General features: G+C 52.7%; 37 protein-coding genes. All 37 read right to left on the reverse strand.

What is annotated here, in order from left to right; genetic code table 11:
* Positions 1-39: 39 nt before the first annotated feature.
* Positions 40-231 (reverse strand): hypothetical protein, encoded by a 192-nt coding sequence (locus tag PY990_RS14910; RefSeq protein WP_275272287.1) that lies wholly within the window; start codon positions 229-231, stop codon positions 40-42.
* Positions 228-2,201 carry a hypothetical protein gene (locus PY990_RS14915; protein ID WP_275272288.1) on the reverse strand — a complete coding sequence of 658 codons (1,974 nt, stop codon included), beginning with the start codon at positions 2,199-2,201 and terminating at the stop codon, positions 228-230. Before PY990_RS14915 ends, PY990_RS14910 begins: the two co-directional genes overlap by 4 nt.
* A 7-nt stretch (positions 2,202-2,208) precedes the next feature.
* Positions 2,209-2,451, reverse strand: coding sequence for a hypothetical protein (locus PY990_RS14920; protein ID WP_275272289.1), 243 nt, complete (start codon positions 2,449-2,451; stop codon positions 2,209-2,211).
* Positions 2,448-2,699 carry a hypothetical protein gene (locus tag PY990_RS14925; RefSeq protein ID WP_275272290.1) on the reverse strand — a complete coding sequence of 84 codons (252 nt, stop codon included), beginning with the start codon at positions 2,697-2,699 and terminating at the stop codon, positions 2,448-2,450. Before PY990_RS14925 ends, PY990_RS14920 begins: the two co-directional genes overlap by 4 nt.
* An 8-nt stretch (positions 2,700-2,707) precedes the next feature.
* Positions 2,708-4,645, reverse strand: a complete 1,938-nt coding sequence (locus tag PY990_RS14930) for a beta strand repeat-containing protein (protein ID WP_275272291.1) — start codon at positions 4,643-4,645, stop codon at positions 2,708-2,710.
* Positions 4,629-5,246, reverse strand: coding sequence for a phage adaptor protein (locus PY990_RS14935; protein ID WP_275272292.1), 618 nt, complete (start codon positions 5,244-5,246; stop codon positions 4,629-4,631). Before PY990_RS14935 ends, PY990_RS14930 begins: the two co-directional genes overlap by 17 nt.
* A gap of 1 nt (position 5,247) precedes the next feature.
* A complete protein-coding gene (locus PY990_RS14940) occupies positions 5,248-5,922 on the reverse strand; it encodes a hypothetical protein (protein ID WP_275272293.1) in 675 nt (224 codons plus the stop codon).
* Entirely contained in the window at positions 5,919-6,335 is a 417-nt protein-coding gene (locus tag PY990_RS14945; protein WP_275272294.1) for a hypothetical protein, read from the reverse strand. The genes PY990_RS14940 and PY990_RS14945 overlap by 4 nt, the downstream gene beginning before the upstream one ends.
* 3 nt (positions 6,336-6,338) lie before the next feature.
* Complete coding sequence (locus PY990_RS14950; protein ID WP_275272295.1) at positions 6,339-6,980, reverse strand: phage adaptor protein; 642 nt, start codon at positions 6,978-6,980, stop codon at positions 6,339-6,341.
* Between the two features lie 15 nt (positions 6,981-6,995).
* Positions 6,996-7,364: a hypothetical protein gene (locus tag PY990_RS14955; RefSeq protein WP_275272296.1), complete on the reverse strand. Its 369-nt coding sequence runs from the start codon at positions 7,362-7,364 to the stop codon at positions 6,996-6,998.
* Positions 7,365-7,434: 70 nt separating this feature from the next.
* Entirely contained in the window at positions 7,435-7,878 is a 444-nt protein-coding gene (locus tag PY990_RS14960) for a hypothetical protein (RefSeq protein ID WP_275272297.1), read from the reverse strand.
* A 26-nt stretch (positions 7,879-7,904) separates the two neighbouring features.
* Complete coding sequence (locus PY990_RS14965; RefSeq protein ID WP_275272298.1) at positions 7,905-9,020, reverse strand: N4-gp56 family major capsid protein; 1,116 nt, start codon at positions 9,018-9,020, stop codon at positions 7,905-7,907.
* Positions 9,021-9,130: 110 nt separating this feature from the next.
* Positions 9,131-9,334: a carbon storage regulator gene (locus PY990_RS14970; protein ID WP_275272299.1), complete on the reverse strand. Its 204-nt coding sequence runs from the start codon at positions 9,332-9,334 to the stop codon at positions 9,131-9,133.
* Between the two features lie 2 nt (positions 9,335-9,336).
* Complete coding sequence (locus PY990_RS14975; protein ID WP_275272300.1) at positions 9,337-10,323, reverse strand: hypothetical protein; 987 nt, start codon at positions 10,321-10,323, stop codon at positions 9,337-9,339.
* 30 nt (positions 10,324-10,353) lie between these two features.
* Positions 10,354-10,521 carry a hypothetical protein gene (locus tag PY990_RS14980; RefSeq protein ID WP_275272301.1) on the reverse strand — a complete coding sequence of 56 codons (168 nt, stop codon included), beginning with the start codon at positions 10,519-10,521 and terminating at the stop codon, positions 10,354-10,356.
* Positions 10,502-10,765: a hypothetical protein gene (locus PY990_RS14985; RefSeq protein WP_275272302.1), complete on the reverse strand. Its 264-nt coding sequence runs from the start codon at positions 10,763-10,765 to the stop codon at positions 10,502-10,504. The genes PY990_RS14980 and PY990_RS14985 overlap by 20 nt, the downstream gene beginning before the upstream one ends.
* A gap of 140 nt (positions 10,766-10,905) precedes the next feature.
* Complete coding sequence (locus tag PY990_RS14990) at positions 10,906-11,397, reverse strand: hypothetical protein (RefSeq protein WP_275272303.1); 492 nt, start codon at positions 11,395-11,397, stop codon at positions 10,906-10,908.
* Complete coding sequence (locus PY990_RS14995; RefSeq protein ID WP_275272304.1) at positions 11,394-11,948, reverse strand: glycoside hydrolase family 108 protein; 555 nt, start codon at positions 11,946-11,948, stop codon at positions 11,394-11,396. The genes PY990_RS14990 and PY990_RS14995 overlap by 4 nt, the downstream gene beginning before the upstream one ends.
* A gap of 2 nt (positions 11,949-11,950) precedes the next feature.
* On the reverse strand, positions 11,951-12,172 hold the full coding sequence (locus PY990_RS15000; RefSeq protein WP_275272305.1) for a DUF7940 domain-containing protein: 222 nt from the start codon (positions 12,170-12,172) through the stop codon (positions 11,951-11,953).
* Positions 12,172-12,561 carry a hypothetical protein gene (locus PY990_RS15005; protein ID WP_275272306.1) on the reverse strand — a complete coding sequence of 130 codons (390 nt, stop codon included), beginning with the start codon at positions 12,559-12,561 and terminating at the stop codon, positions 12,172-12,174. Before PY990_RS15005 ends, PY990_RS15000 begins: the two co-directional genes overlap by 1 nt.
* A gap of 70 nt (positions 12,562-12,631) precedes the next feature.
* Positions 12,632-15,250 carry a portal protein gene (locus PY990_RS15010; protein WP_275272307.1) on the reverse strand — a complete coding sequence of 873 codons (2,619 nt, stop codon included), beginning with the start codon at positions 15,248-15,250 and terminating at the stop codon, positions 12,632-12,634.
* Entirely contained in the window at positions 15,243-15,659 is a 417-nt protein-coding gene (locus tag PY990_RS15015; RefSeq protein WP_275272308.1) for a hypothetical protein, read from the reverse strand. The genes PY990_RS15010 and PY990_RS15015 overlap by 8 nt, the downstream gene beginning before the upstream one ends.
* Before the next feature lie 333 nt (positions 15,660-15,992).
* On the reverse strand, positions 15,993-17,372 hold the full coding sequence (locus PY990_RS15020; protein ID WP_275272309.1) for a phage terminase large subunit: 1,380 nt from the start codon (positions 17,370-17,372) through the stop codon (positions 15,993-15,995).
* Positions 17,369-17,881, reverse strand: a complete 513-nt coding sequence (locus PY990_RS15025; RefSeq protein WP_275272310.1) for a terminase small subunit — start codon at positions 17,879-17,881, stop codon at positions 17,369-17,371. The genes PY990_RS15020 and PY990_RS15025 overlap by 4 nt, the downstream gene beginning before the upstream one ends.
* Positions 17,874-18,257 (reverse strand): hypothetical protein, encoded by a 384-nt coding sequence (locus tag PY990_RS15030; protein ID WP_275272311.1) that lies wholly within the window; start codon positions 18,255-18,257, stop codon positions 17,874-17,876. The genes PY990_RS15025 and PY990_RS15030 overlap by 8 nt, the downstream gene beginning before the upstream one ends.
* The gene (locus PY990_RS15035) at positions 18,254-18,697 is read right to left on the reverse strand and encodes a DUF1064 domain-containing protein (protein WP_275272312.1); all 444 of its coding nucleotides are present in this window, start codon (positions 18,695-18,697) and stop codon (positions 18,254-18,256) included. Before PY990_RS15035 ends, PY990_RS15030 begins: the two co-directional genes overlap by 4 nt.
* The gene (locus PY990_RS15040; RefSeq protein WP_275272313.1) at positions 18,694-18,981 is read right to left on the reverse strand and encodes a hypothetical protein; all 288 of its coding nucleotides are present in this window, start codon (positions 18,979-18,981) and stop codon (positions 18,694-18,696) included. The genes PY990_RS15035 and PY990_RS15040 overlap by 4 nt, the downstream gene beginning before the upstream one ends.
* Positions 18,981-19,532, reverse strand: coding sequence for a phosphatase domain-containing protein (locus PY990_RS15045; RefSeq protein ID WP_275272314.1), 552 nt, complete (start codon positions 19,530-19,532; stop codon positions 18,981-18,983). Before PY990_RS15045 ends, PY990_RS15040 begins: the two co-directional genes overlap by 1 nt.
* Complete coding sequence (locus PY990_RS15050) at positions 19,529-19,912, reverse strand: hypothetical protein (protein ID WP_275272315.1); 384 nt, start codon at positions 19,910-19,912, stop codon at positions 19,529-19,531. Before PY990_RS15050 ends, PY990_RS15045 begins: the two co-directional genes overlap by 4 nt.
* On the reverse strand, positions 19,909-20,109 hold the full coding sequence (locus tag PY990_RS15055; RefSeq protein WP_275272316.1) for a hypothetical protein: 201 nt from the start codon (positions 20,107-20,109) through the stop codon (positions 19,909-19,911). Before PY990_RS15055 ends, PY990_RS15050 begins: the two co-directional genes overlap by 4 nt.
* The gene (locus PY990_RS15060) at positions 20,106-20,426 is read right to left on the reverse strand and encodes a Gp49 family protein (protein WP_275272317.1); all 321 of its coding nucleotides are present in this window, start codon (positions 20,424-20,426) and stop codon (positions 20,106-20,108) included. The genes PY990_RS15055 and PY990_RS15060 overlap by 4 nt, the downstream gene beginning before the upstream one ends.
* A 1-nt stretch (position 20,427) precedes the next feature.
* Complete coding sequence (locus PY990_RS15065) at positions 20,428-20,718, reverse strand: hypothetical protein (protein WP_275272318.1); 291 nt, start codon at positions 20,716-20,718, stop codon at positions 20,428-20,430.
* On the reverse strand, positions 20,715-21,050 hold the full coding sequence (locus PY990_RS15070) for a hypothetical protein (protein WP_275272319.1): 336 nt from the start codon (positions 21,048-21,050) through the stop codon (positions 20,715-20,717). Before PY990_RS15070 ends, PY990_RS15065 begins: the two co-directional genes overlap by 4 nt.
* 302 nt (positions 21,051-21,352) lie before the next feature.
* The gene (locus PY990_RS15075; protein WP_275272320.1) at positions 21,353-21,616 is read right to left on the reverse strand and encodes a hypothetical protein; all 264 of its coding nucleotides are present in this window, start codon (positions 21,614-21,616) and stop codon (positions 21,353-21,355) included.
* A 2-nt stretch (positions 21,617-21,618) separates the two neighbouring features.
* A complete protein-coding gene (locus PY990_RS15080; RefSeq protein WP_275272321.1) occupies positions 21,619-21,987 on the reverse strand; it encodes a DUF7694 domain-containing protein in 369 nt (122 codons plus the stop codon).
* Complete coding sequence (locus tag PY990_RS15085; RefSeq protein ID WP_275272322.1) at positions 21,959-22,147, reverse strand: hypothetical protein; 189 nt, start codon at positions 22,145-22,147, stop codon at positions 21,959-21,961. The genes PY990_RS15080 and PY990_RS15085 overlap by 29 nt, the downstream gene beginning before the upstream one ends.
* Before the next feature lie 97 nt (positions 22,148-22,244).
* Positions 22,245-22,669: hypothetical protein (locus PY990_RS15090; RefSeq protein ID WP_275272323.1), on the reverse strand; the 425-nt coding region annotated here is incomplete at its 5' end.

The raw sequence follows: 22,669 nt of genomic DNA on the forward strand, positions 1-22,669 counted from the left end.
GCTGTAGCCTGCCATCCTTGCAACGAATCGTGCTTGGAATCATTCCTGCAGCAACAAGATCAACTCATTGACCTTGGCGATGATTTCCGCATTGGTGGCAGTGCTGGGCAGCGTGGATATTCGACTATCGCGCCTACCCATAATCACTTCCAGGCTTTCCTTTACCGCCACATCAAAACTCTGTCGCGATTGCTCGGGTTTAGGAACTTGGGGAATGGCGCGCTTTTTCATTGCTGTTCAAGCGCCTTCATGGTTTCAGCCACTTTCACAGACTTGATGCGCAGAGTTCCACTCAAGGCCACCTGCCACACATCGGCTTTGAAACCGGCTTTCAATTTGAATGGTCGCTCATCCACCACCAATTGCCGACTGTACACCACGCGCAATTCTTGATCGCGTGCGGTCTTGGCCAACACGGTAATGGTGCTTGCAGATACGTCCGGTGGTGTGATGTCCATCACATCGGAACCGTTGTTCACCAGGTTGTTGACGTAGGTGCCGTTCACCCCACCCATGCCAGAGTAATTGGCCACAAGCGTTTTATTGGCCAGCACTTCCGCATCAAAACGGGCTTTCTCGGCCTGCACATCAGCCAAAGTTTGTTCACTGACAAAATCAACCTTGCAGGCACCGAAATTCACGGGCTTATCGAATGTATATTCCTTGGACACCCAGGAATAATTCACCCGGGCACCATCGGCAGCGTCATATCGCTTGATGCCTTTGTCGTCCACCAGGTAAAACTGACCATTTACGCGATCGCTGTATATCTCGTCAGGAAACAGACTCAGGATAGACAGTCCAATTTGTGGGTTTTCCTGGTCAAAAATCAGAACACCCTTTGAGCCATCCACGGATTTAAAGCGAACAAAAATGCGTCCTTCGGCCTTGGCAGCCACCATACTGGCAGGCGTCAAGGGTTCCCACTCATAGCGTGTGAAAAGCCCCTGGGTCCAAATGTTGGCCCCCTTCATGCCCACATAGGCCATGCCGTTGGTTGTGGCGTACAGAACGCCATCACCCACACTGATCACGCTTCGCTTGGACAGGCAAGGCCAAACTTGGTTAGCACTTTCAGCGGTCACGATGGAGGGGTCTGAGCCCTCACAAATGTATGGGTCACTCTCAGTGCAAGCCACAACCGTGGTACCAAAGTGCCCAATGCCCACCACATCAAAGGTGGTGCCACGCCGGTACGATGTTGGCCAGGCATGGGGCTGAAAAGGCTCGGAGTAACAAACCTGGTTGTCGAAGAATCCCACCAGGCAACCATTGGGCAGGTCAATGAGCCCCTTCAAATTTACAGGAGGCAACTCCCAGCCCAGTGAAATCAATTCATCGCCCAATATGGCGGTGGCCAACAAAGTGTCGTTGTAGGTGGTGCCTACATCATCAGCAACCAATTGGAATTGGGCAGCAGTGCCCTCGGAGCGATACAGGCGGCGTTTAATTCCGGCTGTATTCCAAGGTGCCACGCGCGCCCAGGTGGTCGCGGCAGCAAAGTTACCGGACACAGTAAATGTGTCAGCGTCCACAACACTGAGCACAGGTACAGTCTGCCCACCAATGACGATTTCCTCACCGACTCGCAGCCAATGAAAACCAGTGTTGTTGAATGTGGTCACGCCCGACAGGTGCGAAGCAGTGCCGCTGCCACTGTTGGCAGGAAAGGCATCCATATTGGAAATTGCCCAGGTGCCATCGACTTTGCCGGTGGCCAGGGTGGACGCCGGTGAAGGTGCGCTCTCTTCCCCCAAGGCAGAAAAAAAGGTGTACACATACACACGGGTGACATCCGCGCCAGTACCCCCCGATGGGGACACGGTGGGTTTGGTTTGAGGCTTGGGAATACCCAGAGAATAAAAGGTAGCAGGCAAATCAGAAAACCGCGCGAAGCGAGGCTCACCGTCACCGGTCCAGTAAAACCGCGGTTCCACAGACGCCGCCAAAGGCGCGCGCACAATGTCCACATCGCGGTTCCAGGCCAGCCACACTTCCTGGTCCCGGCTTGCCGCGCGATACACCGATACCCAAGGGCCGGTGACAGAAGGAATGTTCACCAGTTCCGGCTCACGGATCGGGCGAATCTCTCCATTGGTCAATATGAGGTTGGCAGCTTCAACAGCAAAGCCATCACCCAACTGTCGTTCTGCAGTCCTGGGCGATGAACCATAAAATGGCCGAATGGTAATACCTGCCATTGATACCTCACACGGACAGCGGGTTTAAGTCTTTCAGTTCATCGGGCGTTTGCGCAGTATCAATGCGAGGGTCTTGGGTTGCATCACGCAGGCGTTGCTTCTGAGCAGCGATGGCCTGTTGTGCGGCAGTATCACCAGTTTCAACAGCGCGCATAAATTGCACATCCAATGTGGCTAACATTGGCGCACGCTCTGCACGTATCATGTCGCGCTTTATTTCACGCGCTTTTGTCATATCGATTGAAATCACTTTGCAGCCTCCTTTTGAGCCTGTTCAGCAAACCACGCTTCTGCGCCAATACCAAAGCCATCCGGGATTGAAAAATCCGCGGCCCAAGCGTTGCGAAAAGTGCGGTCGCTTGGAATTGCGGCGTCTTCGACAATCAAATACGGAACACCGGCAGGAACGTCCTTTCGAGCCACTTCATTTGTGGGCAATTCCCCGGTAGGGATCAAAATTGAAATACCGCCCAAGCTATTTGGAAAAATAATTCTCATAAAGCACCTTATCTAAAAACAGCGACACAAACATCTATTGTGTCACCAATAGAATTTCCCTGAGCGTTAATAGTCGCAACATTAAAACCCGTGGTTAACGGTGCTACGCGAGCACCGTTAACCGGGTTTGCAAAAGGGTAGGCGCTCATTAGAGCAGTTTGAGTGGAATCCACGCTTCCCGTTGCGATTACTGTGTAATTTAAGTCGGGCATAGCTGTTGTTAAGTTAACTTGGTAGTTGCCCGAGGCATTGTCGGTCAAAGAAGAAACGTTAGCCGATCCTCTAATAGCGATGACTCCCGTGCCATTGAAATTAACCCAAGCCCTTGCGCCGTAGTATGCGGGGCTTCCGGTTGTTGGCGTAACGCTTTGATACCCTGCTGCATTGAGTTGATTACCCACGTGGGCCAGCGACGACTTGCGATAGAAATTGTCGCCGTTGGTTGTGATTATCTGGCTAATCCCAGGGTTTTCGCCGTTACCGGTGTTGCTGTTGATATAGCCTGTGTAAACATAACCATCCGTACCAGAGGCCAAAACCTGTCTGCCACTTGGGGCCGCTCCACTTCCTTGGACGGCCAGTCCGTAAGCAGACCCAGCGTTGCCGGTGATGCTAATACCCCACGTTCCAGAAGCCCCGCCACCGGTCAACGTTGGTGCGTAACTGTTGAAGTTGGAAGAGTTAAGATAGTCCACCCAAGCGCCATAAGAGCCCGCCTGCACGTTTCTTGTTCTAAGTCGGTTAGCGTTGTCTTCCCAGCCCCACGCAACCTGAACACCCCAGAAATTACTTGAGTTGTTGTGTCTGTAGTTGTGCTGGAACCACCACGTTGCACCGGGGTTGTTTATACCTCCGTTTAAATCCCCGCGCAAAATACTTGAGCCAGCCGGAGCGTTTTGAAAATCGGTATCCCAGTTTCCAGAAAATGATTGAGTGTAGTTAAAAGCCCTTGATGAATCTAAAGCAGTTGTTGCAGTTCCAGAAATGCTAATTCCGTAGGTCGCGCCGTTGTTGTAAACACCGTTGGTGACGCTTTCAGCATTCCCGGTGATGTTAATACCCCAAGTACCAGAGGCATTGGCACCAGTTGTCGAAGGAGCCCCCACAGTGTTGTAGGACACAGTAAGCGCGGCACCACCGTTAAACGCAGAACCAGAGCCACCACCCGCACCACCGTTATTGAAGGTAATGTTGTTCGGTGTGTTGGCAGTGATGGTGATATTGGCCGAGCCATCGAACGAAACGCCGTTGATTGTCCTGGCTGTTTGCAATGTCGTGGCGGTGGTAGCGTTACCAGCCAAAGCAGCAGTAATCGTACCGGCTGAAAAATTCCCACTGGCATCGCGGGCCACAACCTTGCTTGCGGTGTTTGCGCTCGTTGCGTCAACAGCAAAAGTCTGTGTAGCTGAACCATTGAATGCCGCCCCCGTGAGGAATGCACCGGGCGTTAGGCTGTTGTTCAGGTTAATGCTGATATTGGCCGTGCCGTTAAATGACACGCCGTTGATCAGTCGAGCGGTCTGCAAAGCTGTTGCTGTTGCGGAATTGATGTTCCAGCTACCAGAAGCATCACCACCCGCACGAGTGGGTACATCAATCTTGCCTCGAATCAACGCGGCAGTGTCCGCCTCTTCCAATACCTGCAATGGGGCCGTTACCCCGGCAGTCAAACGCAGTTCAACAATGTCACCAATCGACCAGGCCCGGGCAGTGGTGCCCTCCTGGGCGCGCTCAATAGTCAATGAGTCAGAAGAAGCCGCACGCGCAGTGACCTTGATAATTTCAATATTATTGGCCGCATCTTGCAGCGTCAGCTTGAAATAGTTTCCGCTGGCAGCAATTGGGAAGCGGTCGCCGGTACCAGTATCCACGGTCAACGTGGTTCCGCCAGCCGCAAGTGAAGCAGCTACGCGGGAATAGGCGTTGTTTTTAATTAGCAGGGCCATTCTCTACCACTCCAATTTTTGATTTGAATGCTGAATAAAAAGCAGCAGCACGGGCATTCATTACGTTTTCGTCGTCCTTGGATTCCGCGCGGTACACAACGTAATCCACCAGGGCGGGTTTCATCGATTCAGGAACATCGCTGATCGTGTCGCCCAAGGCGTATTCACCTGGATTGCGCACATACTGGATATCAAGCACTTGCCCCTCGGGAGCAGGTTTATCCAGGTAAAACACTAGGGGATCACCCTCTTTTGGGCTCCACTGTGCGGCCTGGCCAGGCGCGACATTGCGCCAACCAGGGTTGAATAGATCAAGCACACGGCGATCAAACGGGGTAAGCGATGGGCCATCATGAATACAGACCACATCGAGCAATCGAATGGCATCCAGGAAGGTGATGGATTGCTCTACCTTGCCAACCGTGCAAGTCATGTCGCCAACAGTGGAAAACATCATGGGCATGAACGCGGCCATTTCTTTCAAGCCTGAATTCACATACACCAGCAGTTCATCGTTCTGCTGTCGATAAATGGCCTCCAAGTCCCTGTCGTTGCACAAGTACCGGGCTTCATCAATAATGGTTCGCGGGGTAAAGGCCATGTCAGTGCACCGTCACACGATTGCCGCCAGCGCGTGGCGTAATTGCGGACCCCTGGGCGTGGCGATCAATACCAGAACCCAAGGCCTTGCGAATCAACAACTGCTTAAAGATCGAATCCAGCAGATCATCCAACTCTTGCGCAGTGGTGGCCGCAGCAATTGCGCTCACACCGGCAGCCTGACCAACATCAAGGGCTTCTTGCTGATTCAAAGACGCTCCAACAGTTGCCGTGGCAGTGGCCATCAAAGTTTGGGCTTGTTGAATAGCCACAAGCACCGCTTTAATTGCATCAAGCTCGCCTTGTGCAAACAGGTCGTCGTCCTGTTCCAATTCATTGAGTAAGGCAGCAACAGCAGCCACCGTGGTGCCAGAAAAGCCTTGGACAGCTTGTGACTGGGTAAATGTCGAACCCACAGCGGCAACAGCCTGGGCAACCAATGTTTGAGTGGCTTGTGTAAATGCACTAGCAGAAGCAATCGCGGCACTTGCGGCGCTCAAGAAGGTTTGGCTTTGCTGCACCGTGGCAGATGAGGCCAAAACCGCATTGGATGCCGAGGCATTGGGCTGTTGATCTGCTTGGTTGGCAAACAGCGCGGCAAAATTCAAACGCTCACCGTTCACCCCATTAACTGAGGTGTAATTAACCTGAGAGCCGTTGACGAATCCTACGCTCATGGGTTACCCGCAGTGATGGTGAAGGTGTTGACTGTCACAACCTGGGATTGCGCAATGTTTGGATTGTCCAGAGTCATGTCGCCACCGCCACCGTTAATAGTGACTGTGCCCTGAACATGGGTCGTCGTGCCAGCGTTGTCAGTAATGCGGAAGTAACCTGCTACGGTGCCGGTTCCAGCACCCGCAGTACCAGAACCGCTCCAGGTTCCCAGCTTTGATTTCTGCCCGGATGCGGCAGCAGCCATCCAGTCCGAGGGCAACGCCATTTCAACCAACAGGGTTCCTGTAGCTGCAGCAGCAGTATCCGCAGGCGGTGCGCCTGAGTACAAGCGCAGCTTGGCCGACACGCCCACAGTGGATTCAATTTGATCCAGCTGGTTATTTCTCAGAGTTGTAGAGTATTGAATCGTCATGACTTAGCACCAGTTCGGTTTGGATTGAATACGAGCATTGGAAAAGGATCGGGCCTTGTCCGTTTTGAACTTATCGACCAGGGATTGAAATGCTTTGCCATACACACCAGCCGTGGCGGGATCACTGAAGGGCACGTTTTTGTACAACATCAAGCGCGCACGCGCACCTAAGTAAATGGCCTCAGTGAACTTTCGGGCCAGTCGATCAGGCAATCCCGTGGCATCGTCAGTCAAAGTCACACTGGCATTGATCAATACGCCCTCAAGCGCATTAGCCAGCGGAATTGGGTACAGGCGAATCAAACCAGGTTCATCAGAAAAGAAGTTATCGGGCTTACCACTGGAATGCGCCTGCCACTTGTCGCCGTACCACTTGTCCAAGGTTTCCCGGGTGGTGGGGGTGAGTTTGTCATTGTCAAAATGCACAGACTCCACACGGATGACTTCAATGGTAGGGTCGCCGGTTTTCACTTCAATTTCAGATTGGTTGGCCAACACGGCCAGCAATGGCAAATCTTTTCTCCAGGCGAAGGTTTGCCGGAAGAATTCTTGGGCCGAGCGTTTCAACTCATGTTCAGCAATGGCGTGAGGGCATCCTGGTACATGGGGTAAAACATCTGGCAGCCAATAAGACCAATTCACCATTGCTTTTCCCGCCTATTAAGCCGCTTTGCGCTTGGTGGCCGCGCGCTTTTTGGCGGTGGCGGTTGGCTTAAACGAAGCAGGCGGTGTCTTTGCCTCAACCGGCAAGGCATTGAGATTCACAGGCTCGTCGTCCTTGTCATCGTCGTCATCGTCATCGTCATCTGGCAACGCTGTGGCCAACAGAGCCTCGGCTTTGTCAAAATCCTCATCGTTGTATGGCTGAAAGTTGCCGCAGGCCAAAGCGTTGGCCACCGCCTTTTCATCGTCCACATCACACACCAGGTCACCATGGGCGTTTGCTGTGAATTCAAAGGCCTGACCTTCGCTGCCACGAAGGATCACGGTGCCATTGGCGCGGGGTTTAATCAGTGCTTGTAATTCCATTTTGTTTGCTCCAAAAAAAGGGGCAGGCTCACACCCGCCCCAGTTCTTTCAGGTTGTCGAACCGTCAAACTTAGGCGGCACGGTAGTGGGTGTGAATAAAAACGGAACCGGCTTGTGCCACGTTAGGCGCAGCCGACACCTTCACACCAATCTTGCGATCGCCCGATGCTTTGGCCAAACGCAATAGGTTCGCGCTCAGAACCTGGACCACGCCACCGGCCTGCGCCACGGTCAAACCAGTGGCAAAGGTGGTGTCAAAAGCGGTACCCGCAGCATTGAGCAAGCCAATGTCCAGCGTGATGGTGTTGGTACCGGAGTCCAGTTCAGCCGAGTCCACGTACATGGCCACGGGTACGCAGCCAGCAGGTAGAACACCGACCGCGCCGATGTTGTTCAAAGTCAGGTCGCCAGCCAGCAAGGCAATACTTGCAGGCTGAACAACCACCTGAGAGCCCGAAGGAAACACCGTGGGGGTGCGTCCATTCAGGAGGTCGTTGGAGTTTGTAAATGCCATGATTAAATCTCCTTACAGTCCGGCAATTAGCGTGCGGCCGCAGCAGTGTCCAAAGAGAACACGCCGAAGTCTTGAGGGCCAGATTCGGTTTCAAAAGTCACCTTTTTGCAACCGAAGATGGAGGAAGTGGAAATCACAACCTTGTCGCCGTTGTCACGGGTTTCCTCATGCCAGTCAAAGCGCATGTTGGTACCAGGAGAACCATAAGCAACAACCGCAGCCTGGGCGCCCATGAACAGTGCGCGTGCAGTTTCCACGTTGGCACCAGCGCCGCCGTTGTTGTCACGGATCACGTTGCGGTGGCTGTGTAAAATCACACCACGGTACATGCCCAGCGAACCCTTGAAGATTGGGTTGTTGCGACCTTCTGCACCAGCAGCAGCCTTTTGGATGTCCAGCCATTGGCCAGTTGTGGTGTTTGAACGAAGATCATCTTCTTGGAATGTGTGCATTACACAAACAAAGGTTTCTTCGCCATTCATCTTCACGGGCTGCAAAACGGGAATGTTGGTAGCGCCACCGCCTTGGCTATCAGCCTTGGTCTTGGCACGGTCGATCAAGCGCAAATCAAACTTGTCGGTTGCATCCAGGTTGCCGTAGGCAGTCGCATCGCCACCGTACATCGTGTGGTTGCTGTCAGGCGTCACAAAGCCGTTGTTGGCACGACCGGTATAACCCAGCGGGAAAACAAAGTTGGGGTTGATACCGCGCTTGCCGGACAGGTACATGAAAAGGAGTTCATCCTTCACACGGGCCCACCATTGGGACTGTTGACGCTTGGCCTTTTCGCGCAGATTGTGCAAGGTGCGCTTGCGAGTCATACGACCGCCAGTGTTGACGCCGCAACGTGCCTGGTCGATGTAAATGTTGTCAGTGTAGTAACGCTGACCTTCTTCCTTGCCTTCGAGGATGTCTTCACCCTCAACAGGTGCCATTTTCAGTTCGGCCAACAGGTCGAAGCTGATCATTTCACCGGCATCAGATTCCAAATCGGTCAGGATTTGAATAGGCACTTCGGCCTCTGCACCGCGCGCCATAAAACGCTGGTTGAAATACGATTTGTGGGAAGTGTCGTAGGCAAGCATGCCACTCCACTTTTTGACTGCTTTGGGGTCATTTACCCCGATGATGGTACGCGCCATTTGAGAGCACTCCTAAAAGGTTAAATCCACTTTTTGGAGCACTCCTGCGCTCAACTTTGCTTTACAGCTGAGTGTTAGATTTCCATCCTTGCCACGAAAACTGCAAGGACTTAAACGGGCTCACACTCTCGCCCAGCCGGGGCCTTCTCGGGGCCTTCGCTGGTTTTTTTGCCAATCAACACATCTTGTGGTGCGGTCACCTTCAATCGTGCCAATCGGCCGCTTTTTCTCAACAACTCCACCGTGACTTCGCCGGACAAGGTAAGCGCCTCGCCCGGCTTTAGTTCAATGGTCAAACTTGATTTATTGGCCATGCTCAAGCCTGCAAATAGCGTTCGCGTTGGGCTGGTGTGAGCTTGGCCAAGGCCGCTTCAAAAGCCTCACCTTCCAGGCGGTCAATGTCCGAGAATTCATCTTGAACATCACCAGGACCATCACTACCTGGTACCTGAGAAAGGTTTTTCGGTGCAGCATCCAGGGGCGGCTTGCGGGGATTGGGTTTACCGGCCTTGTCGTCTTTTTGCGTGGTGGTGTCTTGTTTGTCGTCTTTGACAGGTGCTGACTCAATGCCGTGCAAGACCTTCACGCGGCGGTGGCCCTCTTGCAAAAACCACTCCATTGACTTGTCTTGGTTGGCAGGGTTTGCGGCCAAGACTTTCACGAACTGGTCAAAGTCAGCGGCCTTCTCGACATCCTTGAGGTAGTCAATCTCGGTCTTCACTGAATTCAAGTAACCGTTGACGGTGGATTCCCACTGTTGCTCGGCAGTTTGTGCGTTCATTTCCTGGCTGATTTCTGCCTTCCATGCGGATTTCTCCAAGCGGCTACGCTCTTCGAAGATGACAGCGCGTGCTTCCTCAAACTCGTCAAATTCAATTTCACCGTCTTTGAACCTCTGTTTCAAAGCGGCTTCATCGGCAGACAGCTTGACCAAGGTTTCGTTGTAGTTCGCAGGCAATTCGGCCTTGTATCGCGGCACAAAGGTTTCGCGCTTGGTGGCCGTTTCCTGGGCAGCCGGTTCAATAGCTTCTTCCTGTTTAGCCTTGTCGTCACCAGTCTTGGTGGCTTCATTGGTACCCGCTTTGTCCTTGGCATCGGGTTTGCCCTCTACCGGCGCAGCGTTGGGGTCGCCTTTGTCGTCATCATCATTGTCGTCTTTGTCGTCATCCACATGCTGATCGGCCAGGGCCTTTAACGCGGCCTTGTCTTCTTCATTAACCGGTGGATTGTCCTCGGTGGAATTGATGGCTTCCAGTTCCTCGGGTGTGAGGGTTGCTGCCAGGTCTTTGTCCATTGCACTCATGCGCGAATACCTCTTGTGGGTGGTTAAAAATTAGTCCTCGGATGCGACTTTTGCCGCCTCCATCATCTTTTCCTTGGCCATGGCTTGCGCAGCTTTCAGGCGTTTGGGATCGGATTCAATCTTTTTGGCTTCCATCAACGTGCGCATGTCGCACTCGGCTTGCCACTTCTTGTCTTCGTCACTTTTTGAAACTAGCATCTGGTTCTCCCTTGAGTTTGTTTTCCGCATCGAGCGCGGCCTGTTTGATCTGTTCGCGTTGTTCTTCAACGGCCTGGTTGAATTGCGCCTCAAAGCCATTTTTCAAAGCATTGATTGCGTCATACGATTCTTCGGCAGGCAGTTTGCCCAAGCCTTTCAACATCAAATTGATTGCACCCAAATCAAAGGTGAATTTGGCTTGGAAGGTTTCACGGGTAATCGGTGTAATGGTTTGCTCGCTCATGGAATTGTCCTTATGGGTTTTTTGGGTTGTGCAGGCTCACTATTTCATCCTTGGCACGAAACCAAAAAGACCCCCGGCACAAACTCACCGGGGGTGAAACCCTGTCGCCTGGGCAGTTCAGGTTCACAGGGGGAGCAAGGCTACTGGGCTAGTTGTTCTCGGGCTTGTCCGTATTGAACGTGGCAGGCGGCAAGCTGTAATCGAAGGTAATTGGTGATGGCACTTTCCCGGACAAGAAAAGTTGCATCCTCTCCAAATAGTCGGCTCCCATCACATCCTGGGGAATCGGCTCCAGGGGTGGGAGTTGTGGGCACTGCACCGGCAGCGGGGGCAACGGGTCGCTTGGGACGGTCGCGCAACTTGCCAAGAAGATGGTCAACATTGGCATTAAGGCGTGCAATTTCATCGCTGGTTTCCTTTTTCAGTGTGTCCGCTTGATTGCGAAGGGTTTGCTCGGCTTTGCGCGCCTTGGCCATTTCTTCATTGTGTTGTTGGGTCTGGACACGGGCTTTCTCGCTCCAAATTGCCCGTTCATCGCCTTGGCCCTCGTCATACCCCATGTGATAAATGCGCCAGGCACCCAGCACCAACAAAGCCAAAACAGCCAGCACACCAATGACTCGTGTATTCATATCGCCACCCGATGGTCCATCCAACCAAAAACGAAATCCTCATTCTTTTGCCGTGCCACGGTGATGTCTCGGTAGCGGTCGCCCTGGCTGCAGTTAAGCGACTTCACCATGACTTCTTCACCCTTTTTGCCGCGGTAATTCAGAAATGAATTCAGGGCGCGAAGTGTGGCAGGGCCAATGTCGCCATCCACCACAATGTCTGGGTAGGCGCGGCCTTGAAGGTTGAACAGGTTGAGCCATTCTTGAAGCCACCGGCCAGGCCAGCTGGTACCCACATTCACACCAGCCTCAACCATTTCAGCGGCAATGGGCATAGACACGGCCATCACCCGACCAAAGCCAGGCTCAATGACAAAATCCTGCATGTAGATTTGCTTGGCTTTGTTGCGCGGTAGTTCTGACATTGGGCCGGTGTAGCCGTGCTTTCGGGCCACCGCCCGGGTAATGCCCCACATGGTTGGCCCACCCAGGTCACTGGGGTGATTGAGGTACTTGCCCTCTTTTTTCAGAACGTACTCAATGACTTCATCAACGGTTTGAAACTGAGCCATGGTTACTCGTGCAAGTCTTGTTGATAAATTACACGGGCCACTTGTCCAGCAAGACCGGCGACCAGGCCAGCAATGTGAAACCAAAAGGGCGAGGCCACTGCTTCCACATGGCGTTCAATCAAAGGCCAGGCAAGGCCAATAGCATTGAGAACACCAGCCACGTACCACAGTCGCATGGACCATGAGCCGGTTGAGATTTTCTTGGCGTTATACACAAGCCCCATCACACACCTCCTGCGGCAAGCACCGCTTTAAAACTGTCCCACAGCGCATGAGCGGCCCATCCACCGCCAACAAACAAAGAAAGGCGCAACACATCGAAAACCAAGCCGGAGCGCCACTGTTGCCAGCGCGTGGCGTTGACCATGCGCAATTCATGGTCCTTGCGGTGCCCATCAAAATCGCCATTGGGAACAATCGATCTAATTGTTTTTTGCAAGGAATCAAACTCTTCGCGTTGGTCCTCGCGATAGTCATCAACACGCAACTTCAACGAGTCCAAACACTTGTCTAGGTGATGCACTTGTTTTTGCAACTCATGAACCTGCGTGCCAAGTTCAGATTGCCCCTTGAGGATGCTTTCGAGTGCCATCTTGATCCAGTTGTCATTCATCTCAGTACGCCATTAAGAAAAATTCTTACATCCTTGTCACCAGAATGAATATCTCGCCCGTTAAGCACGGTTAAGAATCCTTGTTCGTCTTGGCCTGGCTGGTTTGCCGCTTGGCTCTGGTTTTCTTGGGTGGTTTTTCAATTTCTTGATCGTCACCAACCTCGGTAGACACTCCATTGCCTTTGGCATCAACTTCCACCTTGATCGTGATTGGGGCCGGTGCAGGCGGTGGACTTGCGGGTTGGGGTGGTGCGGCCTGGGCTACGTCCTTGGTTTTTGCCATTTCAACGGCCTTTGACTCTGCATCCTTAATGCGCTTTTCCAGGGCTTGGGTCATCATTTCAAGCCGCTTGTTGATTGCATCCAATGCCTTGTCGTTTGCTGTTTGAATCTCAGCCACACGAATCTTGGCATCGGCATCAATCCGAGCGGTTTCCATTTTCACATCCGCATCCGAGCGGATTTGCAAAGTCTTGTTGGCTAAATCAGATTGCAGCTTGCGCAACTGGTCGGCCATGCGGTCAACCTGATCGGCCGCTTGTTGGCGTACCTGCATCAAGGCTTCTTGCATGCGTTGCTGCAACTCCATACCTTGTTGATCGCCACCGGCGCCCACCGTCATGGCCTCGGCCTCGATCTTGGCAGCCTTGGCATTGAGTTCGCGCACTTTGGCAGCCTGCTCTTCCAGGGCCAACATGGCTTGTTGCTTTTGCATCTGCATGGCCTCGGCTTGGGCTTGCATCTGTTGGGCTTGTTGCTCCATTTCCTCGGGGGTCATGGGCTTGTTGGGGTCACGCTCACCGGTGATGGATCGGATTTGATCCGCAATGTCGTCTTTGTTGGGTAGGTCCGAATACTCCAGGGCTACCGTCATAAGGCGAAGGCTGACCTCGGGCGGCAAGCGTGTGGCCAGCTGATTCAATGAATCGAACATGACTTGGCGCAGGCTTCCCGCGTAGTCCTGTTCTGACACGACAAAATCAGCCTGGGTAGATGTGATGTCGTTGATGTAGCGAATTGAACCATCCCACTGTTGCTCGGGCTGATTGATCTTTAGCCACTCAATTTTGCCCTTGTCGCCAGTTAGGCGTACCACCTTTTCCTCAGTGAGAAATTGCTCAGACAAACTCATGAGCTTTTCGCCTTGAATCTGTGTGGCCAGGCGCAAATTGTCGAATGGTTCAGTGGTCACCACACTGCCCTGCAGTTGGCGTGCCTTGATAGCCTCACCCGATACGGCATTGGTTTGGCGCCCAAGGTTTTCCTGGCTAACACCGGCAGCCTTTTGAATCGACTGAGCGGCCAGGGTCATCATCTGGATTTGGCCGGTGGCTGCATCGGTATCGCGTCGAATATCAATTTCTTTACCAGGCTTCTTTACAATCAGGCCATCGGGACGGTCCACCTCGTCACGCAGATTTTCCAGGTCATCAACTGCGCCTTCGTCGGCAATAATTTGGTTGGTGTTCAGCATGAACAAGGCTTTGGATGCGCGCTTGTTCAAATCTTGCTGCATGTCACGAACACGGCGAATCACGCCATAAGGCAGGCGATCCCGGCCACGGCGATAACACCAAATGGGGGTAAGGCTGAAACGGTTGTGACGGAAGATGCTTGGGCCCATGGCCAGCATGTCGGACTCGGTGAACACGGCAAAGTGCACGCGCATCATCACCTTGTCGATAATGGTTCCACCGCCCAAAGCCAATGCCTGGGACATGGCTTGGTCGCGCTCGTCATAAAAAGCGCCAGCCATTGGGCCGTCAGCCACCACTTTGACTCGAACCGGCTTTCTGTACTGGCACTCAATGAGTTTGATGCGCTTGCGCTTGGCATCCGCAATAGCGCCCTGGCCAGTGGCGTAGATGGAGCCACTTCGCCCGTTGTACACCGTGTTGTTGACCTCGTAACCGGTGGTCCAGGTGTCCAAGTCCCAGCCTTCCACATCCTGGTGAGAGCCTTCAACAACCTGCTTGAGGATCGCATCACGACGATCCGGGAACATCATCACGGCAATGTCTTCATCCACCCACCGCCAGCGGAACAAAAACCGCGCATCAGACAGGTCCAACTCATAACTGGCTGAGTCCCACAGCACATTGCGCCAATCCTCATACCGGTCATAGATGATTTCTTGAGTGGGGTCGTCACGCACACCATCGTCAACCCAGCCCACACCCACCTTGACAGCATCAGCAAACGCACGCGACCGGTTGAACGTCACGCGGTTGATATCAGACAACCACTTCATGACCTTCTTTTTAATGTCGGCCATTTCTACATCGTCTTCTGCCCTGGGCAGTACATCCCAATCCACGCGGGTGCGGCGCTCGGTACCAATGATCCAATCGACCATGGGCGCAATCTCGTTGTAAACCAGGGGCATTTGCCCACGCTCACGCAGGGCCTGGGCGTCTTCTTCGGTCCATTGAAGGTTGTCGTAGAAGTCTGCATCCATCGCCATTTCGAGGCGGTTGGTGGCCTGCTTTTCGCGCTCGTAGTAAAACCACTCCAGCAGCTTGCGTAGTTCTTTGCGCGCTTCTTCGCCATCCAGAAGATGGGCCTTCCTAGGGGCCAGCTGGTTGCGCTCTTCCGGTGTCAGCGTGTCAGTGATGTTGTCCACACCCAGTTCACGCTCACCAGGGCCACGACCACGCACCGGGGTGATTTCATCGAAGGTATTAGGCATAGTTAGCACCGCCCTTTTCCAGGCGAATCAACTCTTCGGCCATAACCTGGCCATCCGCGCGAAGGATCATTCGACCAAAACTTTGATTGTGGAATTCCTTTTCAGGAGCGGCAGGCATTCGGATTAAGTCCGGCAAGCCTTCATTGATGATGGTGGCGATGCGCACCCAGTTGGTTTTGTTCGGCTCTATGCCTAAGACATCACAGGCAATCACGCACTGTTTGGCCAGGTAATGGGGGTCGTCGTATTTGAATGCAGCGGACTCCATCACCACATACCAGGCGGCATTTTTCCGTAAGGCGGGAATCAGAACCAGCGCGCGCTCGTCGTTGATCCAGGAGTAGTTCGCAATGATGTCGCCGTGTGTTCGAGTCAGAAATGACTTTGTTGTGTCCAGTGTGATGCCCATGGTCCGCCTCAAGATTGCACTTGCACAGACTCTGCCATCCTTGCCACGACACGCTAAAGCATTGAAAAAATCCGTATACGGAACTATTATTGATCAACCCTGGCTGTAGTACCTGTGCTACCTGGTGTGACCTCCCAAGGAAACCGTGGGATAACGGACCCCACCCGAAAGGGCGAGTGGCTGGCGTAAGCAGCCGCATCAAGACTGGTGGTTGTCGGTTTGGGGTTCCAGGCCGAGGCGCAACAGCCTCCAGCCTTGATGGATGATTCGCAAGAATGCGGTGTAAACCAGCCCGGACGCGGGGGCCATCTGACAGCCTGGAAAGACAGGCTTTCAAGTCGCCATGGGCGAGCGTCTTCTCCAGGTTTTTGATCTGTCTAGTTTTCCTGAACTCTGCATTTGATCCTCGGCAACCACCGCCATCAGACCAAAGCCATCCGCACCGTGAGAAGCCCAATCGTGTTCAGGGCCAAGGCCCACATCGCGCTCTTCATCCCACTTTTCGTGGTACCACCCAAGTGCCTCAATGCCTGGTTCGGTGGCCGCGTCATTGGGCACATCATCTGGAGACTCAACGTCAATGGTGGTGTTGTTCATCCACACTGACGGAAAAATGCGCCGGGCAGCATTGATACGGGAAATTGCGGCCCCCTTACCCTGGTTGGGTACCACGGTCACGCTGTACCCTGCTTTCTCAAATGCGCTTTGATAGCTGACGTTGAACACCTTGTCATGGGTCGCGCCATCGTGTGGCAGGAATATCTCGGTGTTCTCGGGTTGATAGCCATGCTTTCGCATCCAGATTAGGTGATGCCCTACTTCTTGGCCAACCTGCTCATAGTAGTGATGAACACGAATTTCGCGCCCAATGAATTGAGCACCCCAAAACACAAAGGCGTCCGAGTTACGCCCGGTACCACCAATGTCGGCAAACAGTCGGCGTTTCATGTTGGGGTCAACACCAACACGGCATAAGCGGCCACTTGCTCTCATGTCGGCCAACTGCTTGGTGAAGTACGCGCCTTTAATGGCGGTGGCGTAAGCACCTTCCCAAATGTGGTTGTAACTGTCTGGATCGTTTTTCAACCAACGCTGACGCTGACGCTCAAGGATATCCGGGAACATTGGATTGTCCCGATAATTCAATTCAATGACTTTGTAGCGCGGGTCTTTGGTCTGCCTAAACCGCTTGTCTGTTGGGCTGTTTTTCCTGGCTGGGTTCCAGGTCACCCACAATTCTGAGTCTTCCTGGCGCAGTGTTGGGATCACAATGTCCCAGCACTTGTCGGTAATAGGCTCGGCTTCGTCGGCCCAAAGCAATAGGATTTTTGCCTTGGACTTTAATGAATTGATGGTCTTTTTGTCCAGGCCACAGAACTTGTAACTGATCCGCTTGGATTTGGTGCGAATGTACTTCTCACCAATGTCGAAGTGAGGGGCTAACCAAGGTTCAGATTCAATGGCAGCCTTCACCTCGGCCATGGATGAATCATCAATGGAATTGAGGTATTCACGACCGCAGACAATCACGCCTTCGCGCCCAGCCTGGTCCCACATGAGCGCGCGAATGGCGGTCATCTTGGCAAAACTCATGGTCTTACCGGAACCACGACCACCCCAAGCGCCGCGCACATCGGCCTCACCACTGAAAACATCAATCAGTTTTGGTGGTAACTCGACATCAACATCAATTTCGGCTTCGGCTTCTGTCATTTGTCCTTCTTGGCTTTCAAAGGAACCAGTCGAATGTTTCTAATTACAGGTGCTTTTTGCTGCTCGTTGTCTTCTTTGAACAATCCCTTGTGCTTAAACAGGCGTTCAATGGCGCTGTTTTTGTCCCAAAACTTGTATTCAATGCGTCCAAATTCATCGATCTTGAATGAGGCCACCGCCGCCGCTGTGTCGGCGTCCAGTTCATGGGGAAGTTTCACCCGGCCAGTCAAAGGATCAATGATGTTGGCAATGTTGGATTGAGCCAGGCGCAAGGCCTCACGCAGTATCTTGGATGTCTCGACAACAACTTCACCCTCGACCTTTTGGGCCAGTTCGTTGATCCTTGATGTAATCTTGAGGTCTTTACGCAATTGGGATGCACACTCGTTGATCGACTTGGGCGTCATTTTCCCCACCTTGTAGGCGGCGCGATACGCATCGGAAAGGCTTTTGCCCTTCACCACCTCTTGGCAGAACTTCTCTTGTTGTGGGGTAAGTTTTTCAGTCACCCAGGGAACCTCTCAATGTTGAGAACAGCGCGGTGGAAAGCGATTCAATAATCCGCTCATAATCATTGATCGCGCCGCGCTGACCAGGCAGCCAAGCAGGCTTTAATTTCAAGGCCAACACTTCGTCGTCCGTGGTGATGATCCAGGATTCGATTACTTGTCCCTGCTTGTTTCTCTTCCTCAATTTGTCGAACATCAAAGTCACAATATGGATATCGTTAGGAAACGAAAAGTCCTCCTGCATTGGCGTTGCCATCAGCGGCATAGGGACAGCCACGCGAACAAATCGACGCTCATAGCCCATGCGACAAAAATCAATCGGCAAATCAATGATGGTGATTGGCTCCAGGTCATCGGTGTAAATAACAACATTCACGATCTAATCTCCTTCACTTCAATGCCGTGCACCCACAGCATCAGTTTTCTTTTAAGCCGGTACTCCGGCGTGGCGTGGCCTTTTACGTCTTCAACAATCGTGTTGCCTTCCAAGTCCTCATACACCATGTCCGCAATGTAGTTGGTGGCGCGCTCGTACCCACCCGAAGGCCTGGCTTGTTTGGGTATTAGTTCGTATGTCACCTGTCGGCGCAGGTTTTTGATCGCCTTTTTCTTTTGCTGATCAACCAGGTAAACCCACCGCCGATGCTCCGCTTTGGAGTCGAACTTCACCCCTTTGTCTTCCACCTTGGTGTTGCGGTACTTCTGCTTTGGCTGTTTGGCCTGCGGGTTGTCGCGCATTTCCACAATCGAAGGCGCAGCATTTCTCCGGGCAATGATTGCCAGGTACTGGTCTTCGGTCATGCGAATGCCTGTCATACAGCACGATCCCCTTCACAATTTGGGCAACCATACTTGCCCAGGTTGGCATCAAAGGTATGTCCGCAACCGCATACGATTTGATCCTCAAGGTCCGCAAAAAGCGGCAGCGTTCGTGGGTGCAACTGCGATTGCGACAGGGTTTTTACAAACTGCACCTTGGTACCGGCCATCGTTTTACGATTCAATCCAGCACGCTTGGCACACTTTGGCCCCACCGCCTCAGTGCCGATCATCACGAAAGGCACAGTCAACTTTCCACAAAAGGCGCAGCGCAATCGCATCAGAAATTCCCCGGTGCCACCTGGAAACAGGTTAGGCCTTTGGATCGCCACATATCCACAACCTTTTGGCGGTCGTCAAAAATAGCCACCAAGCGGCGTTGGTCATACTCAGTAAGTGCGTCATACCAACCGGCCTTCAACTGCTCGTCAGGTGTGTAGTCGCCCTCACGGCGCATGCATAGTTCAACTTCTTCCAGTTCATCGCCTGGGATGTATCGCTGCAACCATTCGCGGGTTTCGTTCATCACCTCGGCAGAACGGCCCGACCAAATCCACACATCGGCACCTTGCCGAGCCAATGCGATCATGGTGTTGATCACAGGCCACTTGGGCGTGTCATTCACGCACAGGCGATAAAACTCTGGCCAGTTTGGTTGCGATTCCCCGTTGCGCTCTCCTTTTCCATTGCAGGATGCGCATGGGGGCATATAAATAATTCCACCAGTACCTTTGCATGCGGAGCAAATTTCTTTTTTATTTTGAACCAGGTGCCTTCGATGATCTATGTCTGCCAGCGTCCCATCCAGGTCGAATATGTAAAGCGGTTTCATGAATGGGCCCCGTTATGTTGTGAAACTTGCTTGCCGCGCTTTTTAAACTGTTCGGCCAATTCAACTTCTGTGGCCAGGACACCAAAAGCGATGGCCTGCATGTCTTTCAAGTGCCGCTCGGTGGCAGCCAGGGCTCCATCGCTGAATTCCATTCGAGTTGGGCGCACACCCGCCCGATACAACTCGTCCATCAATGCCTGGGCATCTGTTGGGCTCAACTCCAAGGCCGGTGGCTTGTGCCCCGCATAGAGCCCTCGCTCGATCTGCTCAAATTCAACCGGCTTGGCAAGTGATATGGTTTCTTCGCCATCAAAACCAACATGCAACTCAAAGACCTTCCCATAAACTGGCCGCTCCACCCAAAAATTCAGTTTTTTCATGAATTCCTCTCAAGTTTCTGAATGATTGCGTGCAAGGTGGGCTTGGGTAGCGTCCCCAGGTGTCGGATCAATCCAGGCAATGTCTTGGGTTTGCGCGGCGAACTCCACAAATTCATGGCGTTGCGAATTGCAATTGGATTGCCATTGGCCAAGCGAACAATGGTGCGTACTGGGCGTTCAAAGGATGGGTTTCTCATTTGCCGCCCCTATCCATGTCTTTCCAGTGAAAAGCAATGATTCCCTTTGCTTGGTGAATTGCAACATCCCGCGCCAATGCCCGAGCGTGCTCCGGATTGTGTTTTGACGGATCAAGGCAAGCATTAGCACCTAATGAAGTTAAGCCGTTTCTGAGAACCAAAACACACAGGGTAAGCAATTTCAAAGACTCGCTACCTTGTGGCTCGTCGCGAGTTATTCGGCCATATTTTGCGCCTTCGTAAGCGGTGAAATAATGCTCACTTGCTACGGAAGCCTCGACATATTCATTGGTTATTTCATGGAATTTGTTGCTCATTTCAGTGCACCTTTTGTGGTTGGTTGTGGCCGCGAATCTCGCGGAAGATGGAAAGCAAGGATTCGATTTTGAGTTCGCCCAACTTCTCGGGTACCCACTCAAATGATTCGTTGTGCTGGTCGCCAGTGTGTGATGCCAAACCCTTGGATGCGGCCCACAATGCAAAGTCCATGGAATGGAATCCGGCACCCACCACGGCAAACACCACCAGTTCCTTGAATTGGCCTTGGGTCATGTCCACCGTGGCCACCTTCGGGGTGCCTGGTGTCAATGGTTGAACTTGATTGCTCATGCTGTTTCTGCCTCATTGGTTTGTTTAAATTCTGATCTCCAACCCGGCCAAGGCCCGTATTCATTCCCCTGCCAGGTATATCCATTGCATCGGTTGTAAACGGTACTAAGCGAAATGCCGTAATGACTTGCCACCTCTTTCGCTGAATTGAAAACAACGCCATCAGCTATCCAGACTTTCAACTGAACCGGCTCAGGCAAATGTTTTCCTGTTTTTGCCCACCGGCAATTTCCTGGCTTGAAATGATCGTTTTTGTCTATCAACTCAATGGATGAAAAACCAGGGGGGCTTTGTCCAATGTCCTCAATTAAATGAGTGACATCCTTGTACAAACACTTAACTCCGCGGGCCCCGAAAAACTTATACAGGTTGTGTTTGGGATTTGAGCATGCGTAAAAAATCTTCATGAATGCTCTGTATTCGACCGTTCTGGAAAGGTCATGTTTTGTAATTCTCGACCTCAAATCATCGGATCGCTTACAGCCACAAGATTGCGTGGCCCCTGATTTCAACCTGGTACGTTGAGGAAATGTGACATTTCCGCAATCACAAAGGCACATAGCCCTTTTGTTTGTTTTGTCGTTGATAAGATCGATCACGATCAATCTGCCATATCGCAAACCCACATCCACCTTCATGCTGTTTCTGCCTCCAATGGCGCGTTGTCGTATTGTTCTACCTGGTCAGGTGGGGGTAGGTTTTTCAATCGGTACGCTGGGATTGCGTCCGGGTATTTGATGTAAGCCATCACTTCGCCTGGCGGGTAAAACGCTTTACAGACAGAGCAGAACCACCGCCCATCAGAAGGTTGAAGCATTTGCACTTTCACCACATCGCCTATGCCGAAGTCCGATTTACAGCACGCGGTGGGTCGGATAATTTGCGCTAAATAGGTCATGATCAAAACCCCACAAATGATTTCGGGGGCGTCACGATGTCCCCGCTGGTTGGCTTCCAAAGGTGCAGGCAGTGCTTGTGCATGTTGATGTAGTCGCTTTTTCGCGGGTGCAACTGCATCACCACTTCCTCGTCTTCCCAAAACAGGTCTTTGATGAAACACATTTCGTCCCAGGTCGGTGTGCGCTTGGGCAGCGACACGCTAACGTGCTCCCATCCATCGCTGTTTGAGGCAATGACCTGAAAACTCAAGGTGCTGGCCTCATTGAAATGCGGGATGTAGAACGCGCCGTTGGGTCCAAAATCGTCGGTTGAAGCCAACTGGCCGCGTCGAATGCGGTATTTATTCACTTTGCTCAGATCGGTTTTCACTGGTGGCCCCCTCTTCCAACTTGCCCAACAACTGACGTACCTTGGCCAGTACGGCCTTGCGCTTGGGGGCCCCAGGCGTGCGCTCGATGCAGGCCAACATTGCGTTGGCGTGTTGTTTGTGTGGGTTCGTGCTGGCCACCAGGGCGGCGCAACAGTTCACACAGGTCAATCGAAATGCTCCCCCCAAGGGTCTTTGGTTTTTGTTCCTGCTCTTGCATGCTTCGCACTCCTTGCTCATGCCTACCGGTCCCGGCCAGTCAGGCCGGTACCTCGTTCATCTTCAAATTGATCCGGCCCTTGAATTCGCCCATGGTTTCGCCTGGGCGTGGGTTAAGGCCAAGCTCTTTGCCTTTTGCAATCACGCCATGGTCCGTGGTCCACCACAGATCAACAGGCTTTTTGGCCTGGGTTTGTGGGGTGTTTTGCACTTCGGGTATGCCATCGCTCCAGCGGCGCTGGTTGATGTACGTCAACGGTGCAGGCTCAAAGCCCTCACGCCACTGCTCGGTGGCTTTCATGGCAGTGACGTGTTTAATGATTTCTTCGGCCTGGTCGTCCAGCCGCAAAGCGTTCCACTTCTCCACACACTTCGACTTGGCTACTCGGCGTGGCGTGTTGGGATATGTGTTCCAAAAATCCTCGAACCGATTGGCGGTCGCCTTGGTCGCCACCTGGGGCGACG

It is taken from the genome of Limnobacter olei (assembly GCF_029087225.1).
GTDB classification, from domain to species: domain Bacteria; phylum Pseudomonadota; class Gammaproteobacteria; order Burkholderiales; family Burkholderiaceae_B; genus Limnobacter; species Limnobacter olei.

What these genes read in the sequence shown, in the direction of transcription:
- PY990_RS15005 (WP_275272306.1), bottom strand. Translation starts at nt 12,561, where the DNA reads ATGAATGACAACTGGATCAAGATGGCACTCGAAAGCATCCTCAAGGGG.
- PY990_RS15040 (WP_275272313.1), bottom strand. Translation starts at nt 18,981, where the DNA reads ATGCGATTGCGCTGCGCCTTTTGTGGAAAGTTGACTGTGCCTTTCGTG.
- PY990_RS15060 (WP_275272317.1), bottom strand. Translation starts at nt 20,426, where the DNA reads ATGAGCAACAAATTCCATGAAATAACCAATGAATATGTCGAGGCTTCC.
- PY990_RS14910 (WP_275272287.1), bottom strand. Translation starts at nt 231, where the DNA reads ATGAAAAAGCGCGCCATTCCCCAAGTTCCTAAACCCGAGCAATCGCGA.
- PY990_RS14925 (WP_275272290.1), bottom strand. Translation starts at nt 2,699, where the DNA reads ATGAGAATTATTTTTCCAAATAGCTTGGGCGGTATTTCAATTTTGATC.
- PY990_RS14995 (WP_275272304.1), bottom strand. Translation starts at nt 11,948, where the DNA reads ATGGCTCAGTTTCAAACCGTTGATGAAGTCATTGAGTACGTTCTGAAA.
- PY990_RS15075 (WP_275272320.1), bottom strand. Translation starts at nt 21,616, where the DNA reads ATGACCTATTTAGCGCAAATTATCCGACCCACCGCGTGCTGTAAATCG.
- PY990_RS14930 (WP_275272291.1), bottom strand. Translation starts at nt 4,645, where the DNA reads ATGGCCCTGCTAATTAAAAACAACGCCTATTCCCGCGTAGCTGCTTCA.
- PY990_RS14950 (WP_275272295.1), bottom strand. Translation starts at nt 6,980, where the DNA reads ATGGTGAATTGGTCTTATTGGCTGCCAGATGTTTTACCCCATGTACCA.
- PY990_RS14940 (WP_275272293.1), bottom strand. Translation starts at nt 5,922, where the DNA reads ATGAGCGTAGGATTCGTCAACGGCTCTCAGGTTAATTACACCTCAGTT.
- PY990_RS14915 (WP_275272288.1), bottom strand. Translation starts at nt 2,201, where the DNA reads ATGGCAGGTATTACCATTCGGCCATTTTATGGTTCATCGCCCAGGACT.
- PY990_RS15010 (WP_275272307.1), bottom strand. Translation starts at nt 15,250, where the DNA reads ATGCCTAATACCTTCGATGAAATCACCCCGGTGCGTGGTCGTGGCCCT.
- PY990_RS14980 (WP_275272301.1), bottom strand. Translation starts at nt 10,521, where the DNA reads ATGCTAGTTTCAAAAAGTGACGAAGACAAGAAGTGGCAAGCCGAGTGC.
- PY990_RS14990 (WP_275272303.1), bottom strand. Translation starts at nt 11,397, where the DNA reads ATGAATACACGAGTCATTGGTGTGCTGGCTGTTTTGGCTTTGTTGGTG.
- PY990_RS14955 (WP_275272296.1), bottom strand. Translation starts at nt 7,364, where the DNA reads ATGGAATTACAAGCACTGATTAAACCCCGCGCCAATGGCACCGTGATC.
- PY990_RS14960 (WP_275272297.1), bottom strand. Translation starts at nt 7,878, where the DNA reads ATGGCATTTACAAACTCCAACGACCTCCTGAATGGACGCACCCCCACG.
- PY990_RS15020 (WP_275272309.1), bottom strand. Translation starts at nt 17,372, where the DNA reads ATGACAGAAGCCGAAGCCGAAATTGATGTTGATGTCGAGTTACCACCA.
- PY990_RS14985 (WP_275272302.1), bottom strand. Translation starts at nt 10,765, where the DNA reads ATGAGCGAGCAAACCATTACACCGATTACCCGTGAAACCTTCCAAGCC.
- PY990_RS15055 (WP_275272316.1), bottom strand. Translation starts at nt 20,109, where the DNA reads ATGAGAAACCCATCCTTTGAACGCCCAGTACGCACCATTGTTCGCTTG.
- PY990_RS15045 (WP_275272314.1), bottom strand. Translation starts at nt 19,532, where the DNA reads ATGAAACCGCTTTACATATTCGACCTGGATGGGACGCTGGCAGACATA.
- PY990_RS14935 (WP_275272292.1), bottom strand. Translation starts at nt 5,246, where the DNA reads ATGGCCTTTACCCCGCGAACCATTATTGATGAAGCCCGGTACTTGTGC.
- PY990_RS15035 (WP_275272312.1), bottom strand. Translation starts at nt 18,697, where the DNA reads ATGACAGGCATTCGCATGACCGAAGACCAGTACCTGGCAATCATTGCC.
- PY990_RS14975 (WP_275272300.1), bottom strand. Translation starts at nt 10,323, where the DNA reads ATGAGTGCAATGGACAAAGACCTGGCAGCAACCCTCACACCCGAGGAA.
- PY990_RS15065 (WP_275272318.1), bottom strand. Translation starts at nt 20,718, where the DNA reads ATGAGCAATCAAGTTCAACCATTGACACCAGGCACCCCGAAGGTGGCC.
- PY990_RS14970 (WP_275272299.1), bottom strand. Translation starts at nt 9,334, where the DNA reads ATGGCCAATAAATCAAGTTTGACCATTGAACTAAAGCCGGGCGAGGCG.
- PY990_RS15015 (WP_275272308.1), bottom strand. Translation starts at nt 15,659, where the DNA reads ATGGGCATCACACTGGACACAACAAAGTCATTTCTGACTCGAACACAC.
- PY990_RS15050 (WP_275272315.1), bottom strand. Translation starts at nt 19,912, where the DNA reads ATGAAAAAACTGAATTTTTGGGTGGAGCGGCCAGTTTATGGGAAGGTC.
- PY990_RS15000 (WP_275272305.1), bottom strand. Translation starts at nt 12,172, where the DNA reads ATGGGGCTTGTGTATAACGCCAAGAAAATCTCAACCGGCTCATGGTCC.
- PY990_RS14965 (WP_275272298.1), bottom strand. Translation starts at nt 9,020, where the DNA reads ATGGCGCGTACCATCATCGGGGTAAATGACCCCAAAGCAGTCAAAAAG.
- PY990_RS14945 (WP_275272294.1), bottom strand. Translation starts at nt 6,335, where the DNA reads ATGACGATTCAATACTCTACAACTCTGAGAAATAACCAGCTGGATCAA.